Below are 17,630 nucleotides of genomic sequence, written 5' to 3' on the forward strand. Positions count from 1 at the left end.
TCCTAATCCTCACTAATCCATGTTCGCAGCAGTTTTGCAAACTCTTCCGGGTCTTGCTTCGCTAACGTTTCAAGATTGCTTTTTGTTTGCTGTTCAGCACTTAAAACAGGAGCTTTTTGTGCCGCTTCATATGCTTCAAAAGTTTCATCATACTCTTCATGATATTCGTCTTCATCTAAGTCTTGACGCCTTTTCCTAACCAACAGCACAATAAGAACAACAATAATAAGCAGCAGTGCTCCTCCGATTACGTACATCCACAATGGAATTGAACTTGCTGTGTTGTCAGATGTTTCTTGTCCATTAAACGGCTGAACAGAAACGGTAATCTTATCGCTGACCGCGTTATCGGAGAGAGCTTTCGTATTTGCATCTTTTGAAATAGAAGTACGGACAATTGGACCTAACATTTTTTGAACGTCTGACTCAAGCGTATCCGAAACTTGTGATTTCCCTTTTGCATTGGACGGATCTATCATTACTTGAATGCCAAGGTCTTGAATTTTATATGGACTTTCGACGATTTCTTTATGAATTCGATTCACTTCATAATTAATTCGTTCTTCATGTTTTTCGTAGTCTCCGTCTCCACTTGTTGTGCTAGATGAGTAATTTGTTGTATCTTCTTCTCCTGTTCCAGCAACGCCTCCATCTTGAGCATTTTTACCAGAAAATGTTTCATTAATTTTTTCAGCGCTAACTGCAATTCCTTGCATATTATCTTTATCAACAGGCTCTACTAGTTTTTCTTCGCGATTTTCCTGTGTAAAATCAAGATCTGCTGTAACAGAGACCATTACTTTATCTTGACCGACCAGTCTTCCTAGCATTTGCTGTACTTGACGCTGAATATCTCGCTCAACTTCTTTTTTCGCTTCGTTCTGCGAAGCAAATGAGCTAGAAGCTGAATTCGTTTCATTTCCTTTTAAATCAAAGTACTCAAAATATTGGTTCATGATGACGACATTATCTGTAGGAAGGTTTGGCACACTTTTGGATACTAAATGATAAAGAGATTTAATTTGCTGATCATCAAATTTATAACCAGCCTTTGTATTAAGTACAATGCTTCTCCCTGCTTTTCATTCGCCCATACGCTTTCGTTGGGAAGGGTAATCATCACTTTTGCATCGTTGACCCCTTGAATGTTTTTCATTAAGTTAGCCAATTCAGTTTGCATCGCATCGAGTTTTAACACATCAAATTCATTATCTGTCATACCAAAGCTTGCATTTTTCCCAAAAAACGAATAGTCGATACTTCCGCTATCAGGAATTCCTTGTGCAGCTAAATCAACTTTTAGCGAGTCAACGCTTTGTTCCGGCACCGAAATGGTTGTTCCGTTATCAGAGATTTCTGAAGGAACGCTTCTAGCATCAAGCTCTGCTTTGATTTGTCCTGTTTCTTGAGCCGATAGATTGCTATAAAGAGGGACAAATTTATCTTTGTTTAAAAAAACAGATGCTAAACTAATGACTAGAATAGCCGCAAGAGGAGCAGCGATAAGGGCTATTTTCTGTCCTTTTTTGCGGTTATTCCAAAAGACTTTCATCTTATCTTGATAAAGAGCTATTCTTTCATTCATGGTATTCCTCCGGTTATTACTATTTTCATTTTCTTTAATAACCGCTCAATTACATTTGCATTCTCATCATTTCCTGATAGGCTTCAACAGCTTTATTGCGTATTTCAAGAGCCGTTTGCATCGTAATACTTGCTTTTTGAGCAGTAATCATTACATCTTGGAGTTCGACGTTTTCTCCTTTAGCAAGCTTTTCAGTCGCTATATCTGAAGCGCGTTGAGTATTGTTTAACTCATTGATTGAGTCTTTTAAAAACGTTGAAAACTGTTGAGTTGTTTGTCCAGTGCTAGTAGAAGCTGCTGTTTTTGCTATTGCTGTTTGATTGCTGATACCATTAATCATTTTATCGCTCCTTTATTTCCCAATTTCTAACGCCTTTGTTAATATACTTTTGTTTGTATTAAAGACCGTAACGTTTGCTTCATAGGATCGAGTAGCACTAATTAAATCCGTCATTTCCTTTAAAGGATCTACGTTCGGCATCTGCACGTATCCTTGGTCATTCGCATCTGGATGCGTCGGGTTATATACTAAATTAAAAGGAGTATTATCTTCTACGATATCTGTGACTTTTACACCGTTGTTCTGACTTTTATTTATTTCGGAGTGTAAGAGGGACGAAAAAGAAGGCGAACGATCAGACTGCATGACAACCATTTTTCTTTTGTAAGGCTGCCATAAGTCCTGAACAATATGTAATAAAAGTAACGATTTGTAATCAACTAGTATCTTTTTACTATTTAAAGATTCTATAATATAATTTTTAGATTTTTATATGAAGTTTGTTAAAGATTTATAAAAATAGTGAACGAATCGTCTTAACTCACTGCGAATCTTTTCGTACTGAGAGCATAAAAAAAAAGCACACGGACTTTGCCCGTGTGCTTTTTGGTTCATACACTTAGTTAGATTTTAATTTTTCAAGCTCTACTAAGAATTTGTTGTTAAGAACTTTAATGTAAGTTCCTTTCATTCCTAAAGAACGTGATTCGATAACGCCAGCGCTTTCTAATTTACGTAGCGCATTTACGATTACTGAACGTGTAATTCCAACGCGGTCAGCAATTTTACTTGCTACTAATAGTCCTTCATTTCCATTTAACTCTTCAAAGATGTGCTCAATAGCTTCTAACTCACTGTATGATAATGAGCTAATTGCCATTTGTACAACAGCTTTGCTACGTGCTTCTTCTTCAATTTCTTCTGCTTTTTCACGAAGAATTTCCATACCTACTACCGTTGCACCGTATTCAGCAAGGATTAAATCATCGTCTTCGAACTGACGGTCTAAACGAGATAGTACAAGCGTACCTAGACGCTCTCCGCCTCCGATAATTGGAACGATTGTTGTTAGTCCTGCATCAAATAAGTCTTTATTTTCAACTGGGAAAGCTGTATATTGACTTTCAATGTTTAAGTTAGAAGATGTTTCTTGAATGTTAAATAGGCTTTGAGTATATTCTTCTGGGAACTGGCGTGCTTCTAACATATCTTTCATGCGCGCATTCTCAATTTGCTGTTTAACAGCGATTCCTAATAATTTACCGCGACGGCTTACTACGAATACGTTTGATTCGATCACTTCGCAAAGTGTTTCAGCCATTTCTTTAAAGTTTACTGGTTTACCAGCTGCTTTTTGTAGCATTGCATTAATCTTTCTAGTTTTCCCTAATAAATCCATTAGTACTCTTCCTCCTGCGATTTCAGTTCTATAAAATAAATTGACTCAAATCTTTGTTTTTAGCGATTTTTTCTAATTTTTCTTCCACGTACTGCGGAGTAATCACAATTTTCTCTAATGTTACTTCTGGTGCTTCAAACGATAAATCCTCTAGCAAACGTTCTAAAATCGTATGAAGCCTTCTTGCACCAATATTGTCTGTATCTTGATTTACCTGATATGCAATTTCTGCAATCTTACGTATAGCATCGTCAGAAAATTCAATTTGTATACCTTCAGTTTCCAATAATGCCGCATATTGCTTTAATAACGCATTATCTGGCTCTACTAAAATGTTTATAAAATCTTCAACGGTTAGCTTCGTTAATTCAACGCGAATTGGGAATCGACCTTGCAATTCTGGAATTAAATCCGACGGTTTTGATACATGGAAAGCACCGGCTGCTACAAATAAAACATGATCAGTTTTGACTGCGCCATATTTTGTAACAATCGTTGACCCTTCTACAATTGGTAAAATATCTCGCTGCACGCCTTCGCGTGAAACATCAGCGGAAGATGAATTACCACCTTTCTGAGCAATTTTATCAATTTCGTCAATGAAAATAATTCCGTATTGTTCTGCACGATTCACAGCTTCTTGCGTCACTTCATCCATATCAATCAATTTTTGCGCTTCTTCATTTGTTAATACTTTTCGTGCATCTTTAACAGTAAGTTTGCGCTTTTTTTGTTTTTTAGGCATAAAATTGCTTAAGGCATCCTGCATGTTCATGCCCATTTGTTCCATACCCGAACCTTGTAACATATCAAACATAGAAGGCTGTTGCTCTTCTACTTCAATTGTGACATAATGATTTTCAAGCTCTCCTAAAGCAAGCTGATGAGCAATCTGCTTGCGCTTCGTTGCAATATTCGTTTCCTCATCTTGATCAGGATCCGTATCGCTTGACTGTGTACCGTTTGAAAAAATCATTTCAAACGGATTTTTAAACGATTGCTGCTTCTTTTTGCTTGGAACAAGAAGCTCTACTATCCGCTTGTTTGCATTTTCTTCTGCGCGATCACGCACGCCGTTCATTTTTTCTTCTTTCACAAGTCGCACTGACGTTTCCACTAAATCACGAACCATTGATTCTACATCGCGTCCTACATATCCAACTTCCGTAAATTTTGTTGCCTCAACCTTAATAAAAGGTGCACCGACAAGCTTAGCTAAGCGGCGTGCAATCTCGGTTTTACCCACACCTGTAGGACCAATCATTAAAATGTTTTTCGGCACAACTTCATCACGTAAAGATTCGTCTAGCAGACCGCGTCGATAGCGATTTCGCAGCGCAACAGCGACCGCTTTCTTTGCCTTCGTTTGACCAATAATATACTGATCGAGCTTTTCTACAATTTGTCGAGGTGTTAAATGAGAATTCATAAAAAAATCCCCTTTCCTACAGTTCTTCTACAATAATATGATCATTTGTATAAACACATATCTCACTTGCTACATCTAAAGCTGCTTTTGCAATTTCTTTAGCTGTTAAATGTTCGCCTGCATGTTGTTTTAATGCACGTCCCGCTGATAAAGCATAATTTCCGCCTGATCCAATTGCTAAAATGCCGTCGTCCGGTTCAATAACTTCACCCGTTCCTGATACTAACAGTAAGTTATCTTTGTTCATAACAATAAGCATTGCTTCTAACTTTCGCAATACTTTGTCACTTCTCCATTGTTTAGCAAGCTCAACGGCTGCACGCTGAAGATTTCCGTTATACTCTTCAAGCTTCGTTTCAAATAATTCAAAAAGAGTGAATGCATCAGCTACTGAACCTGCAAAGCCGGCAAGAACTTGCCCTTGAAATAGACGTCTTACTTTTCGAGCAGTATGTTTCATCACAACAGCGTTTCCGAACGTTACTTGTCCGTCCCCAGACATGGCACATTGACCGTTATGCTGAACCGCAAAAATCGTAGTAGCATGGAAAGTAGACAAATTAACTCCTCCTTTTATGCGCGAGGATGGTGATTCATATAAACTGCCTTTAAACGATCCTTCGTCACATGTGTGTATATTTGAGTGGTTGATAAATGTTCATGACCTAGCATTTCTTGAACTGTACGTAAATCTGCCCCTTCATTTAACATATGAGTCGCAAAAGTATGCCGTAAAACGTGTGGACTAATATGTATATTCTCAGCGGTCTTCTTTACTAACTGATCAATGACTAAGCGTATGCCTCGGTCTGTCAACGGTGTCCCCTTATAATTTAAAAAGAGCGAATGAGTATCAGAAGGAGCCTTTTTTAAAAGAAGCTTTCTTCCATTATCTATATATACTCTAAGAGCGTCCTTGGCATAACAGCCAAATGGCACGTACCGTTGTTTTTTCCCTTTGCCATATACGAGCAAAGTTTGAAGTGAAAAATCTATATCGCTAAGCTTAATAGATGCACATTCACTCACTCGTATTCCGGTGGCATACAGCAATTCTAATAGAGACTGATTACGCTGCCCTAACGAAGTTGTTAAGTCATTCATTTGAAATAATTTCACAATCTCCTCTTCATACAGGAAGCGAGGATTTCGCTCTTCCTTTTTAGGAAGGGTAACGAGCGCAAATGGATTATCTTCTACTAATTCTTCTCTATTTAAGTAACGATAAAACGTTCTCAAACAAGAAATTTTGCGTGACATCGATCTTTTTGAATACTGCTTTTCATATAGGCGTGTTAAAAACAGCCTTGCATCAGCATATGTAACACTTTGTAGGTTTTGTATTTGCTCTTCCTGCATAAAAGACATGAAGATACCTATGTCTTTTTCATAGCAGTCAACTGTATATTTTGAATAATTTTTCTCAATTTGTAAATATTCTAGAAAGGAATTTAATACATCTTTAACAAATTCCAGTGTTATCACCTCACAAGGGCTACTAAATATTATCACAATTAAGTAGCCCTTGCAAACAATTTTGATTATTTTGTTGTAAAATTCTGAATAGTTTCCAATGCTCTTTTAGCAAGCGTTTCATTTCGTTCTTGTTTGTTTTTGATTCGCACTTCCAATTCTTTGAATAAGCCAAAGTTGGCATTCATCGGCTGGAAGTTTTTAGCGCTTGTATGTGTGATATAGTGAGCCATACTGCCAATCGCCGTTTCCTGCGGCAATACAACCAATTCTTCACCAAGTACAAGTCGAGCTGCGTTCATTCCTGCCATTAATCCGCTCGCCGCTGATTCTACATATCCTTCTACTCCCGTCATTTGTCCAGCAAAGAATAAGTCATCACGCTCACGATATTGATACGTAGGCTTTAACAATTTAGGAGAATTAATAAACGTATTTCTATGCATAACTCCGTAGCGTACTACTTCTGCATTTTCTAAACCTGGGATTAAGCTTAATACTTCTTTTTGTGCTCCCCATTTTAAATGTGTTTGGAAACCTACGATATTATATAGTGTACCTGCTGCATCATCTTGACGAAGCTGAACAACTGCATAAGGTCGCTTTCCTGTTTTCGGATCTTCTAACCCAACTGGTTTCATTGGTCCAAAGAGCATTGTTTTTTCTCCGCGTGAAGCCATTACTTCAATTGGCATACATCCCTCAAAATAAATTTCTTTCTCAAATTCTTTTAAAGGAACCGTCTCTGCATTGATTAATGCTTCATGAAAACGTTGGAATTCTTCTTTTGTCATCGGACAGTTTAAATAGGCAGCTTCCCCTTTGTCATAGCGAGATTTAAGATATACTTTATCCATATCAATGCTGTCTTTTTCAATAATAGGTGCAGCCGCATCGTAAAAATATAAATAATCTTCACTTGTTAACGCGCGCAGCTTTTCCGATAAATCTTTTGACGTTAACGGACCTGTTGCAATAACAGTTGGTCCTTGTGGAATTTCCGTAATCTCTTCATTAACAACCGTTACGTTCGGATGATTTTTAACACTTTCCGTCACACGAGCGGCAAATTCGTGACGGTCAACAGCCAGTGCTCCACCTGCTGGAACCGCACACTCGTCTGCTGAACGAATAATTACAGAGTCTAATAATCGCATTTCTTCTTTTAAAACGCCAACTGCATTTGTTAATGTATTCGCACGCAGTGAATTACTACATACTAATTCAGCAAATTTGTCCGTATGATGAGCAGGTGTTTGCTTCACTGGTCTCATCTCATAAAGACGGACTTTTAAACCGCGCTTTGCGATTTGCCAAGCTGCTTCACTTCCAGCAAGGCCTGCTCCGATAACATTAATTACTTGTTCATTCATTGTAAATCCTCCAACTTCATTTCTATCTTTTCTATCATTTTCCTTATTCATTCACTTGTCTTTTCCTTTTTTAACGGGACAAAGAAAATGCGACATTACTCAATGTCGCTAATAACGTTTCCATTTTAGCACATGAAGCAATGTCGCCGCATCTTATATAACTGCTATTTTTAAATTTAAAGTGTGGGAATTCATCCCATTCTCTTTTACTGCTGAGCTTCCTCTTTATAATCACAACTTGTACAGACGACTTGAGTTCCTTTTTTCTGTTTCTTCTCCACAAGCAGATTTTCACATTTCGGACATTTTCTTGCAATTGGCTTATCCCAAGATACGAAGTCACAGCCTGGGAATCGATCACAGCCATAAAATGTACGCTTTTTCTTCGATTTTCGCTCAACGATATTTCCTTCTTCACATTTCGGACACTTTACGCCAATTTCTTTTACAATTGGCTTCGTGTTGCGGCAGTCAGGGAAATTAGAGCATGCCATAAATTTTCCGTAGCGCCCCATTTTGTATACCATAGGTGAACCGCATTCTTCACAATCTTCTCCGGCAGGTTCATCTTTAATCTCCACTTCGCGCATTTCTTTTTCAGCATGTTCTAAGCGTTTTTCAAAATCACTGTAAAATTCGTCAATAACACGCACCCATTGAACATTACCATCTTCCACTTCATCCAAATCGTTTTCCATTTTAGCTGTAAACTCTACATCTAAAATTTCCGGGAAAAACTCCAATACAAGCTCTAGTACAATTTCTCCAAGTTCTGTTGGAACAAAACGCTTGTTATCGAGCGCTACGTACCCGCGCTTTTGAATCGTGTCAAGTGTTGGAGCATATGTAGACGGTCGACCAATGCCTAGCTCTTCTAATGTCTTGACTAAACGAGCTTCTGTATATCTTGGCGGCGGCTGTGTGAAGTGCTGCTTTTCATCGATGTCCTTAGAATAAGCTACTTCTCCTTCTTCTAAGTCTGGAAGAAGATTTTCTTTTTCCTCCACTTGATCATCATTGCCTTCAACATACACTTTCATAAAGCCTGGAAATTTAACTTTCGAGCCGTTCGCTCTAAATGTTACGTCTCCATTTTTCAAATCTACAGCCATTGTATCCATAATTGCAGGTGCCATTTGACTAGCAACGAAGCGCTCCCATACTAACTTATACAGTCGATACTGATCACGCGATAAGAACTCTTTTACCTCTCCTGGTTTACGAAGAGCTGAAGTTGGACGAATCGCTTCGTGGGCATCTTGCGCATTCGAATTTCTCTTTTCTTTACGCTTTTCCGTTGCCACAAACTGATTTCCGTATGCGTTCGTAATGTAATCTCTAGCTTCTGTTTGAGCTGTTTCTGAAATACGAGTAGAATCGGTACGCATATACGTGATAAGACCTACTGTACCTTCTTTTCCTAAATCAATTCCTTCATATAATTGCTGCGCAATCATCATTGTTTTTTTCGCTCGGAAGTTCAGTTTCCGCGCTGCCTCTTGCTGTAATGAAGACGTGGTAAAAGAAGGAGCTGCATTACGCTTTCGCTCACGTTTTGTTACTTTAGAAATTGAAAATTCATTTCCATCTAATTGTTTAACAATGTTGGTTACATCATTTTCATTTGATAGTTCTACTTTTTTCCCTTGATATTCGATTAACTGGCCTTCAAATTGGTCGTTTCCTTTTTGAAAAGTTGCTTTTACCGTCCAGTATTCTTCTGGGATAAACTTTGCAATTTCTTTTTCACGATCAATAATTAACCTCACTGCAATTGATTGAACCCTTCCGGCACTTAATCCTTTTTTCACTTTTTTCCACAGCAATGGACTGATGTTATAGCCAACCAGCCTGTCAAGAATACGGCGTGCTTGTTGAGCATCTACTAAATCCATATTAATTGCTCGTGGATGTTTAAAAGATTCTTTAATCGCTTCTTTTGTAATCTCGTTAAATACTACGCGACAGTCCGATGCAATGTCTACATCCAAACTGTGCGCCAAGTGCCATGCAATCGCTTCTCCTTCACGGTCTGGATCGGCTGCTAGGTAAATCTTTTTTGCTTTTTTAGCCGCTGTTTTTAGTTCTTTTAAAACCGGGCCTTTCCCGCGAATTGTAATATATTTCGGATTGTAATCCTGTTCAATATCAATTCCCATTTGACTTTTAGGTAAATCGCGAACATGTCCCATCGATGCTTTTACTTTATATTTCTTTCCTAAATAACGTTCAATTGTTTTAGCCTTTGCAGGCGATTCTACAATTACTAGGTAGTCAGACATCTATTTGTTCCTCCTCAAGAGGTAGAATAAAATCTTCATTATTATTAAATATTTGGTTCTTGTTTGTCAAATGTCAAAAAGATAAGTCATACGATTTTACTACGTATCTCACTAGTATTTCATACCATGCAAGAATATGACTACTTTGAAACATTCATCTTATATACATCATTTCATCTGTAATATCAGCAGCGCTTTGCACAAGTTTTGCCCCTAATTGGATTAACTTATTCGTTCCACATGATGTTTCTTCAAAAATAGAACCCGGTATGGCAAATACTTCTCTTCCTTGCTGAAGCGCCTGGTCGGCGGTAATAAAAGATCCACTTCTTTCTTTTGCTTGCACCACCAACGTGCCTCCTGTTAATCCGCTAATGATTCTGTTTCTGCGAGGGAAAAACCATTTCGTCGGCTTCATAAACGGGGCATATTCAGAAAGCAGCAAATGATGCTGCGCAATTTCTCTTGCTAAATTTTGGTTTCCTCTTGGGTAAATATTATAAAACCCTCCGCCTAAAACTGCAATCGTTTTAGCTTTTTCAGCGATAGCCAGTTCATGAGCAGCCTGGTCAATTCCTAAGGCTAGTCCACTTACAACGACAAATTCTTCATGCAGCATCGGCTTAACAATATGAGTCAGAGCTGCAGTTCCATATGAAGTGGGATTCCTTGTTCCTACAACGCTTAAGCTTTCTGGAGCGTGTAGAAGAGAAACCTTTCCTCTTGCAAATAATACCCAAGGCGGATCATAAATATGGCGCAAAAGCTCAGGATATTCATCATCTAGGATGGTGATACATTGAATATTCTCAGCGTCATATTTATCTAGAATATCTCGTATTGGAATAGTTTGCAAATCTTTTTTTATTTGATTAGCACGTTCAATCGAGAGAGTCAATAGTTTTTGAAGCTGTGATGGAGAGTACTCGTAGAGATTTTGTAATGAAGAATTCTGTTGAAGTAGCGTAAAAATTTGTTTCCAATTAACAGATGGACAATGTGCTAAATGAATTAATTTTTCCCGTAAATCAGACATTCTACAATCTCCTTTTTAAATGGACAAAATAGCCCCCGGTCAAAGGAGGCTATATGTCTTCTATTAATGAGTCTTACACTGCTCGTAAATGCCTTGTTCTTTTAACACTTTAATAAGTGTTTCTCCCATAACAGATGGTGTTTCAGCTACTTGGATACCGCACTCATTCATTGTTTTAATTTTTTCAGACGCTGTCCCTTTACCACCTGAAATAATAGCACCAGCATGGCCCATACGTTTTCCTGGAGGTGCTGTTTGACCGCCAATGAAGCCGACCACAGGTTTTGTCATATTTGCTTTTACCCATTCTGCCGCTTCTTCTTCTGCCGTACCGCCGATTTCCCCAATCATAATTACTGCATACGTATCTTCATCTTCATTAAACGCTTTTAATACATCGATAAAGTTCGTGCCATTCACTGGGTCACCGCCGATACCAACAGCTGTTGATTGGCCAATGCCAGCTTCAGAAAGTTGATGAACAGCTTCATATGTTAATGTACCAGAACGTGAAACTACACCTACATGACCTTTTTTGTGAATGTACCCTGGCATAATTCCAATTTTACATTCTTCCGGTGTAATAACACCTGGGCAGTTAGGTCCTACAAGGCGCGTACGTTTTCCTTCCATATAACGCTTTACTTTTACCATATCTAATACTGGAATACCTTCCGTAATACAAATAACTAAATCTAAATCTGCGTCAACTGCTTCAATAATGGAGTCAGCTGCGAATGCTGGCGGAACATATACAACAGAAGCCGTTGCGCCTGTTTTTTCTTTTGCCTCGGCAACCGTATTAAATACCGGAACACCTTCTACTTCTAAGCCGCCTTTACCTGGCGTTACGCCACCAACAATTTTTGTTCCATATTCTAACATTTGCTGTGTATGAAAAAGGCCAACTCCGCCTGTAATTCCTTGTACAATTACTTTTGTATCTTGATTAATAAATACGCTCATTCCTATCCCCCAGCCTTTCTATTTCACTAGTGAAACGATTTTTTGTGCGCCGTCTGCCATAGATTCAGCAGCTGTGATATTTAAGCCTGATTTTTGTAAAATTTCTTTTCCAAGTTCAACGTTTGTTCCTTCTAAGCGAACAACTAATGGAAGGCTTAATCCAACTTGTTTCGTTGCTTCAACAACACCTGTTGCAATAACATCACATTTCATAATCCCGCCAAAAATATTAACGAAAATACCTTTTACATTTTGGTCAGATAAAATAATTTTGAATGCTTCTGTTACTTTTTCAGCAGTTGCGCCGCCCCCAACATCCAGGAAGTTAGCAGGGTCGCCTCCGTAATGCTTAATAATATCCATCGTTGCCATTGCTAAACCTGCACCGTTTACCATACAACCGATATTACCGTCTAGTGAAATGTAGCTTAAGTCATATTTAGATGCTTCAATTTCTTTAGCATCTTCCTCTTCAAGGTCACGATATTCAAGAATATCTTTTTGACGATACAGGGCATTTGAATCAAAGTTTAACTTCGCATCCAATGCCATAACGTCCCCGTCACCTGTTACAACTAGAGGATTAATCTCTGCGATTGAGCAGTCTTTTTCAACAAATACTGTATATAAACCTGTCATGAATTTAACTGCTTTTCCAACTAATTCTTTTGGAATATTAATATTAAATGCAAGTCTGCGAGCTTGGAATGCTTGTAAACCAATCGCAGGATCTACATATTCTTTAAAGATTTTTTCAGGCGTTTTTTCCGCCACTTCTTCAATTTCAGTTCCACCTTCTTCAGAACCCATCAATACAACTTGAGACGTTGCACGATCAAGAACTAAACCGATGTAGTATTCTTTCTTAATATCGCATCCCTCTTCAACTAACAAGCGCTTAACTTCTTTTCCTTCAGGGCCTGTTTGGTGCGTTACGAGGGTCTTTCCTAAAATATCTTGTGCATATGTACGAACTTCATCTAAGTTTTTTGCTACTTTGACACCGCCCGCTTTACCGCGTCCACCAGCATGGATTTGTGCTTTCACCACTGATACTTGTGAACCTAATTCCTTTGCTGCTTCAACTGCTTCTTCAACAGTAAAAGCTACTCGACCGTTTGGTACTGCAACCCCATATTTTCTGAGTAGTTCTTTTCCTTGATACTCATGGATATTCATTTCCCATCCTCCTAACATAATCAACCACAAAACTATACTGCACAAAATAGACTGCGCTTTCATTGTATAAAAATAATTGTCTAATTGTCTACTATTCTAGTGAAAAATATTGAAATAATAAGAAAATTGATATTTTTATGGAGATAGTACTTAACCATACCTTATGAAGTCGATGAGGCTTTGCGGACGTTAAACGTGTGGTTGATTATATAAATCAACCTTCATAACTAAAGCAAACTGAGAGGAAAATAATTTACGAACTTTCCCCGCAGCAATATCTCCGCTTAAATAGACTAGATTCTTTTTGAGCCTAAAATCCCGCGCGTGAAACATGCGCTAAAAAGCAGAGATATGCTCGGGTATCATGTTCTATTTTACTTGGTTTTTTATCGGTGCAAAAGATCGGCGATGTTCTGGCAAAACTCCATATTGTTCGATTGCTTCTAAATGTTGTTTTGTTCCATATCCCATATGTTTTTCGAATCCGTATGCAGGATAGCGTTCACCAAGTTCTTTCATCATTCGATCTCGCGTCACTTTTGCAATAACAGAGCTTGCAGCAATCGAAATGCTTGTAGCATCGCCTTTGATGATTGACTGCTGCGAAATAGGCACCGGCAGCTTCATCGCATCAATAAGCAGTTCATCAGGCTGAACAGCTAGCAGCTCAATTGCTTCAGTCATTGCCTTTTTTGTTGCTTCATAAATGTTAATAGAATCAATGACCTCTGCGTCTATAATCCCTATACCGATAGCGACAGCATTTTCACAAATTTCTTCATAAAACGCTTCTCGCTTTGCTTCTGATAACTTCTTTGAATCCGTTAGACCAGGGAGAAAAAAATCAGGAGGTAAAATAACAGCAGCCGCTACTACCGGGCCTGCTAACGGTCCTCTTCCTACTTCGTCTACTCCGGCAATATAAGTTGCTCCTTGACTGTATAATTCATTTTCATATGTCATCATTTTATCAAACTGTTTCTTCAAGCGCTCAGCAGCTTCAAATTGCCTTTGTTTTTGAATAATAACCTGCTGCACACCTTTACGCTCATCTTGCGCATATGCCTTAAATAAAGCATCTTCCGGGCTTCTCACTTGCTTTAGTTCCTCTTTTATTTCCTTAACACTCTTTTTCATTAGTTCCACCTTCTTTATATCAACTTTTTCATACTGCATCTTCACATAAAAAACGCCTCATGCTGAAAAGGCAGAGGCGTTTTTTGTTTCAGTTCGCAATGTGTTGCTTACAGCTGCTGTTCAGCTTCATTTGGATCATCAAATGTAAAGGTGCCAATTTTATCCGTTCGAATTTCTCGAAGAACAAGCTCAGCTGTTTTATCATAATCCACCATGCCGCCACCCATTAAACAGCCGCGGCGCGATCCAATTGCATCAAACAGTTCCACAATATCTTCAGGGATTTCATTTAAATCATAACGCTGCTTTAACTGTTCCGGATAATGGCTAGATAAGAAGCGCAGAGCATAAACAGCAACATCTTGCATATTTAAAATAGTATCTTTGATAGCACCCGTTGTCGCAAGCTTATATCCAACTGTTTCATCTTCAAACTTAGGCCACAAAATACCAGGTGTATCAAGAAGCTCCAGCTCATTTCCTACCTTAATCCACTGCTGTGCCTGCGTCACCCCTGGACGGTCTCCGGTCTTCGCAATTTTTTTGCTGGCAAGGCGATTAATCAACGTCGATTTACCGACGTTAGGAATCCCTACAATCATCGCTCGGATGGCGCGGGGTTTTTTGACTCCTTTTGCGCGCATACGGTCAAACTTCTCTTGAAGAAGTTCTTTCGAAGACGAAACAATTTGTTTCATTCCTTTACCTGCTTGTGCATCAATAGCTAAGGCATAAATACCTTGTTCTTTATAATAATCTAACCACTGCTGAGTAACGCGCGGATCCGCTTTGTCCACTTTATTCAGCAATACGATTCTCGGTTTATTCACAATAATCTCGTCAATCATCGGATTTCGCGATGATTGCGGAATGCGTGCATCAACTAGTTCGTATACAATATCAATCAATTTTAGCTTTTCAGTTACTTGTCTTCTGGCCTTGGCCATATGACCAGGGAACCATTGAATTGTCATATTTTACTCACCTTTTATTTTTTACTTTGCAAAACGCGCTTCTTTAATTGGCCAGTATACGGCGCTCGTTTTACCAAGCACCTTGTCCATGCTCACAAAGCCAATCTGACGGCTGTCTTTACTGTAGCGTCGATTGTCCCCCATCACGAACAAATAACCTTCTGGCACGGTCTTTTTACCCGTTACATCTTCTAGTTTAAAATCTTCGGTTAAATTACCGTCAATCACTTCTTTTTTATACTGATCTAAATAGGGCTCTTCATAAGCTTTTCCATTTACATACAGCGTATCATTTCGATACTCAATATGATCACCCGGCAGTCCGATAATACGTTTTATGTAATCTTTTTCCGCTGTAGCATGAAAAACAATAATATCAAAGCGATCAGGATCACCAATCTTATAGGAGAACTTATTTACAATCATTCGATTTTGGTCATGCAGCGTAGGCATCATAGAAAGTCCATCTACTACAATCGGTGCAAATAAAAAATAGCGAATTACAACAGCTAACAGTACGGCAATGGCGATTGCTTTTATCCATTCCCACAGTTCATTTTTCTTTCGAGCCATCTTCAGTCCTCCAACTCTTATGTCGTACCTTTATTTTAAACGATAATGTTTGAAACGCCTAATAAATAAATAGAATAAAAAATGATGACTTGTGCGTCTATTTTTTACTGTCAGAGAACGAATCGTTCTAAAAAAACATTTGAAAAAAGGAGCTTGTATGAACAAGCTCCCCTTTACTATTATCGAATTTCTTTAATACGCGCAGCTTTACCACGTAATTCACGTAGGTAATAAAGTTTCGCACGGCGTACTTTACCGCGGCGCATTACTTCGATTTTTGCAATTTTTGGCGTATGAAGTGGGAATGTACGCTCTACACCTACACCGTAAGAAATCTTACGTACTGTAAATGTTTCGCTGATACCACCGCCACGACGCTTAATAACAACACCTTCAAATACCTGAACACGTTCACGAGTACCCTCAACGATATTTACGTGTACACGTACAGTATCACCAGGACGGAACGTAGGAAGATCTGTTTTTAATTGTTCTTTTGTAATCTCTTCGATTAATTTTTGCATCGCGTGTTTCAACTCCTTCCAACAGACGCTCATACCAATGCTTTTCAATCATTGCAGCGGAACATCGTTATAGGTGACCAGACATCTGCCCAAGCCACAAAATCTATCTTAGCACACTCTTATACCGTATGCAACAGAGTTTATGCATAAATTTTATGGATTTATGAAAGGTGATTTTCTTCTTTTAATTGAGCTACTAGTTTCTTTTGCTCTTCCGTTAGCTCCATTTTTTCAAGCATATCCGGTCTTCGAAGCAACGTGCGCTTTAAAGACTCTTTTTGGCGCCACTGTTCAATTTTTTTATGATTTCCTGACATAAGTACTTCAGGAACTGTTAAGCCTCTAAAATCAGCAGGACGCGTATAGTGCGGGTGCTCTAATAAACCGGTGCTGTGTGAGTCTTGTACAGCTGAGTGATTATTGCCAAGCACATCAGGAAGCAGGCGAACAACGCTATCGATTACAACCATTGCACCAAGCTCTCCTCCGGTTAATACATAGTCACCAATTGAAATTTCATCGGTTACCAGCTGCTCACGAATTCGTTCATCATACCCTTCATAATGGCCGCAAATGAAAATTAGATGCTCTTCTGCTGCTAGTTCTTCTGCTTTTGCCTGCGTATAGCGTTCTCCTTGCGGACAAAGCAAAATCACCCGGGGCTTTTTTGCTGTTTCAGTGAGCTTTTCTACGGCGTCAAAAATAGGCTGCGGCGTTAATACCATTCCAGCACCTCCGCCGTAAGGATAATCGTCCACATTTTGATGTTTGTTCGTAGAATATTCTCGAAAATTAACTACATTCATTTCAACCGCATTTTTTTCCTGCGCTTTTTTCAAAATTGATTCGCCAAAAACACCGTCAAACATAGAAGGAAATAACGACAGTACATCAATTTTCATTAGTCCAATAACCCTTCCATTACTGTAATAACAATCTCTTTTTCATCTATATCAATAGATTGTACTACGTCGTCGATATAAGGAATAAGAACTTCTTTTCCGCCTTTTCTAACAACCCACACATCATTAGCTCCCGGCGTTAAAATTTCTTTGACCGTTCCTACCTCTACTCCGTCTTCTGTTTTTACTGTACAGCCAATAATTTCATGGAAATAGAATTCACCGTCTTCTAAATCCGTTAGCTGCTCCTCAGGGATTTTCACTTCGCAGTTTTTATACTGCTCAACATCATTTACGTTTTGATAGCCTTCGAATGTAAGCAGATCAAAATTTTTATGCCTGCGGTGGCTTGCTACCGTTACTTCCACCGGCTCGCTTTGCTTTTCTTTGAAGATATAAAGTTTATTTCCTTTTTCATAGCGCTCATCAGCAAAATCCGTAGTTGATACAATACGAACTTCTCCTTTTACACCATGGGTATTCACAATTTTTCCAACCTTAAACCATTTCATGCTTCT

General features: G+C 38.7%; 17 protein-coding genes and 1 pseudogene. All 18 read right to left on the reverse strand.

Annotated elements, in window-relative coordinates; genetic code table 11:
* Positions 1-2: 2 nt before the first annotated feature.
* The 18 genes and pseudogenes from fliF to rimM all read right to left on the reverse strand — a co-directional run bounded on the left by fliF (position 3) and on the right by rimM (position 17,624).
* Positions 3-1,585, reverse strand: a pseudogene (fliF, locus tag LIS78_RS21255) (flagellar basal-body MS-ring/collar protein FliF).
* A 49-nt stretch (positions 1,586-1,634) separates the two neighbouring features.
* Positions 1,635-1,925: a flagellar hook-basal body complex protein FliE gene (gene fliE / locus LIS78_RS21260; protein WP_209150628.1), complete on the reverse strand. Its 291-nt coding sequence runs from the start codon at positions 1,923-1,925 to the stop codon at positions 1,635-1,637.
* Positions 1,926-1,937: 12 nt separating this feature from the next.
* Complete coding sequence (gene flgC, locus LIS78_RS21265; RefSeq protein WP_434092366.1) at positions 1,938-2,312, reverse strand: flagellar basal body rod protein FlgC; 375 nt, start codon at positions 2,310-2,312, stop codon at positions 1,938-1,940.
* 172 nt (positions 2,313-2,484) lie between these two features.
* Positions 2,485-3,264 carry a GTP-sensing pleiotropic transcriptional regulator CodY gene (codY, locus tag LIS78_RS21270; RefSeq protein WP_013058882.1) on the reverse strand — a complete coding sequence of 260 codons (780 nt, stop codon included), beginning with the start codon at positions 3,262-3,264 and terminating at the stop codon, positions 2,485-2,487.
* Between the two features lie 28 nt (positions 3,265-3,292).
* A complete protein-coding gene (gene hslU, locus LIS78_RS21275) occupies positions 3,293-4,693 on the reverse strand; it encodes an ATP-dependent protease ATPase subunit HslU (protein ID WP_252284321.1) in 1,401 nt (466 codons plus the stop codon).
* Between the two features lie 16 nt (positions 4,694-4,709).
* Positions 4,710-5,252 (reverse strand): ATP-dependent protease subunit HslV, encoded by a 543-nt coding sequence (hslV, locus tag LIS78_RS21280; RefSeq protein WP_013058884.1) that lies wholly within the window; start codon positions 5,250-5,252, stop codon positions 4,710-4,712.
* A gap of 14 nt (positions 5,253-5,266) precedes the next feature.
* Entirely contained in the window at positions 5,267-6,169 is a 903-nt protein-coding gene (gene xerC, locus LIS78_RS21285) for a tyrosine recombinase XerC (RefSeq protein WP_047930786.1), read from the reverse strand.
* A 65-nt stretch (positions 6,170-6,234) separates the two neighbouring features.
* Positions 6,235-7,539: an FADH(2)-oxidizing methylenetetrahydrofolate--tRNA-(uracil(54)-C(5))-methyltransferase TrmFO gene (gene trmFO / locus LIS78_RS21290; protein ID WP_013058886.1), complete on the reverse strand. Its 1,305-nt coding sequence runs from the start codon at positions 7,537-7,539 to the stop codon at positions 6,235-6,237.
* Positions 7,540-7,745: 206 nt separating this feature from the next.
* Positions 7,746-9,821 (reverse strand): type I DNA topoisomerase, encoded by a 2,076-nt coding sequence (topA, locus tag LIS78_RS21295; protein ID WP_195782001.1) that lies wholly within the window; start codon positions 9,819-9,821, stop codon positions 7,746-7,748.
* A gap of 154 nt (positions 9,822-9,975) precedes the next feature.
* The gene (gene dprA, locus LIS78_RS21300; RefSeq protein WP_195782000.1) at positions 9,976-10,857 is read right to left on the reverse strand and encodes a DNA-processing protein DprA; all 882 of its coding nucleotides are present in this window, start codon (positions 10,855-10,857) and stop codon (positions 9,976-9,978) included.
* A gap of 63 nt (positions 10,858-10,920) precedes the next feature.
* Complete coding sequence (gene sucD, locus LIS78_RS21305; RefSeq protein WP_013058889.1) at positions 10,921-11,823, reverse strand: succinate--CoA ligase subunit alpha; 903 nt, start codon at positions 11,821-11,823, stop codon at positions 10,921-10,923.
* 18 nt (positions 11,824-11,841) lie between these two features.
* Complete coding sequence (gene sucC, locus LIS78_RS21310) at positions 11,842-13,002, reverse strand: ADP-forming succinate--CoA ligase subunit beta (RefSeq protein ID WP_013058890.1); 1,161 nt, start codon at positions 13,000-13,002, stop codon at positions 11,842-11,844.
* A 369-nt stretch (positions 13,003-13,371) separates the two neighbouring features.
* Complete coding sequence (gene rnhB, locus LIS78_RS21315) at positions 13,372-14,139, reverse strand: ribonuclease HII (protein ID WP_252284322.1); 768 nt, start codon at positions 14,137-14,139, stop codon at positions 13,372-13,374.
* 107 nt (positions 14,140-14,246) lie between these two features.
* A complete protein-coding gene (gene ylqF, locus LIS78_RS21320) occupies positions 14,247-15,113 on the reverse strand; it encodes a ribosome biogenesis GTPase YlqF (protein WP_195781998.1) in 867 nt (288 codons plus the stop codon).
* Positions 15,114-15,134: 21 nt separating this feature from the next.
* A complete protein-coding gene (gene lepB, locus LIS78_RS21325; RefSeq protein WP_252284323.1) occupies positions 15,135-15,686 on the reverse strand; it encodes a signal peptidase I in 552 nt (183 codons plus the stop codon).
* A gap of 179 nt (positions 15,687-15,865) precedes the next feature.
* The gene (gene rplS / locus LIS78_RS21330; RefSeq protein ID WP_013084808.1) at positions 15,866-16,210 is read right to left on the reverse strand and encodes a 50S ribosomal protein L19; all 345 of its coding nucleotides are present in this window, start codon (positions 16,208-16,210) and stop codon (positions 15,866-15,868) included.
* 161 nt (positions 16,211-16,371) lie between these two features.
* Positions 16,372-17,112, reverse strand: a complete 741-nt coding sequence (gene trmD, locus LIS78_RS21335) for a tRNA (guanosine(37)-N1)-methyltransferase TrmD (protein WP_195781996.1) — start codon at positions 17,110-17,112, stop codon at positions 16,372-16,374.
* Positions 17,112-17,624 carry a ribosome maturation factor RimM gene (rimM, locus tag LIS78_RS21340; RefSeq protein WP_252284324.1) on the reverse strand — a complete coding sequence of 171 codons (513 nt, stop codon included), beginning with the start codon at positions 17,622-17,624 and terminating at the stop codon, positions 17,112-17,114. Before rimM ends, trmD begins: the two co-directional genes overlap by 1 nt.
* Between the last annotated feature and the right edge of the window lie 6 nt (positions 17,625-17,630).

Origin of the sequence: Priestia megaterium (assembly GCF_023824195.1) — a bacterium.
In the GTDB taxonomy this organism is placed as follows: Bacteria; Bacillota; Bacilli; order Bacillales; family Bacillaceae_H; genus Priestia; species Priestia megaterium_D.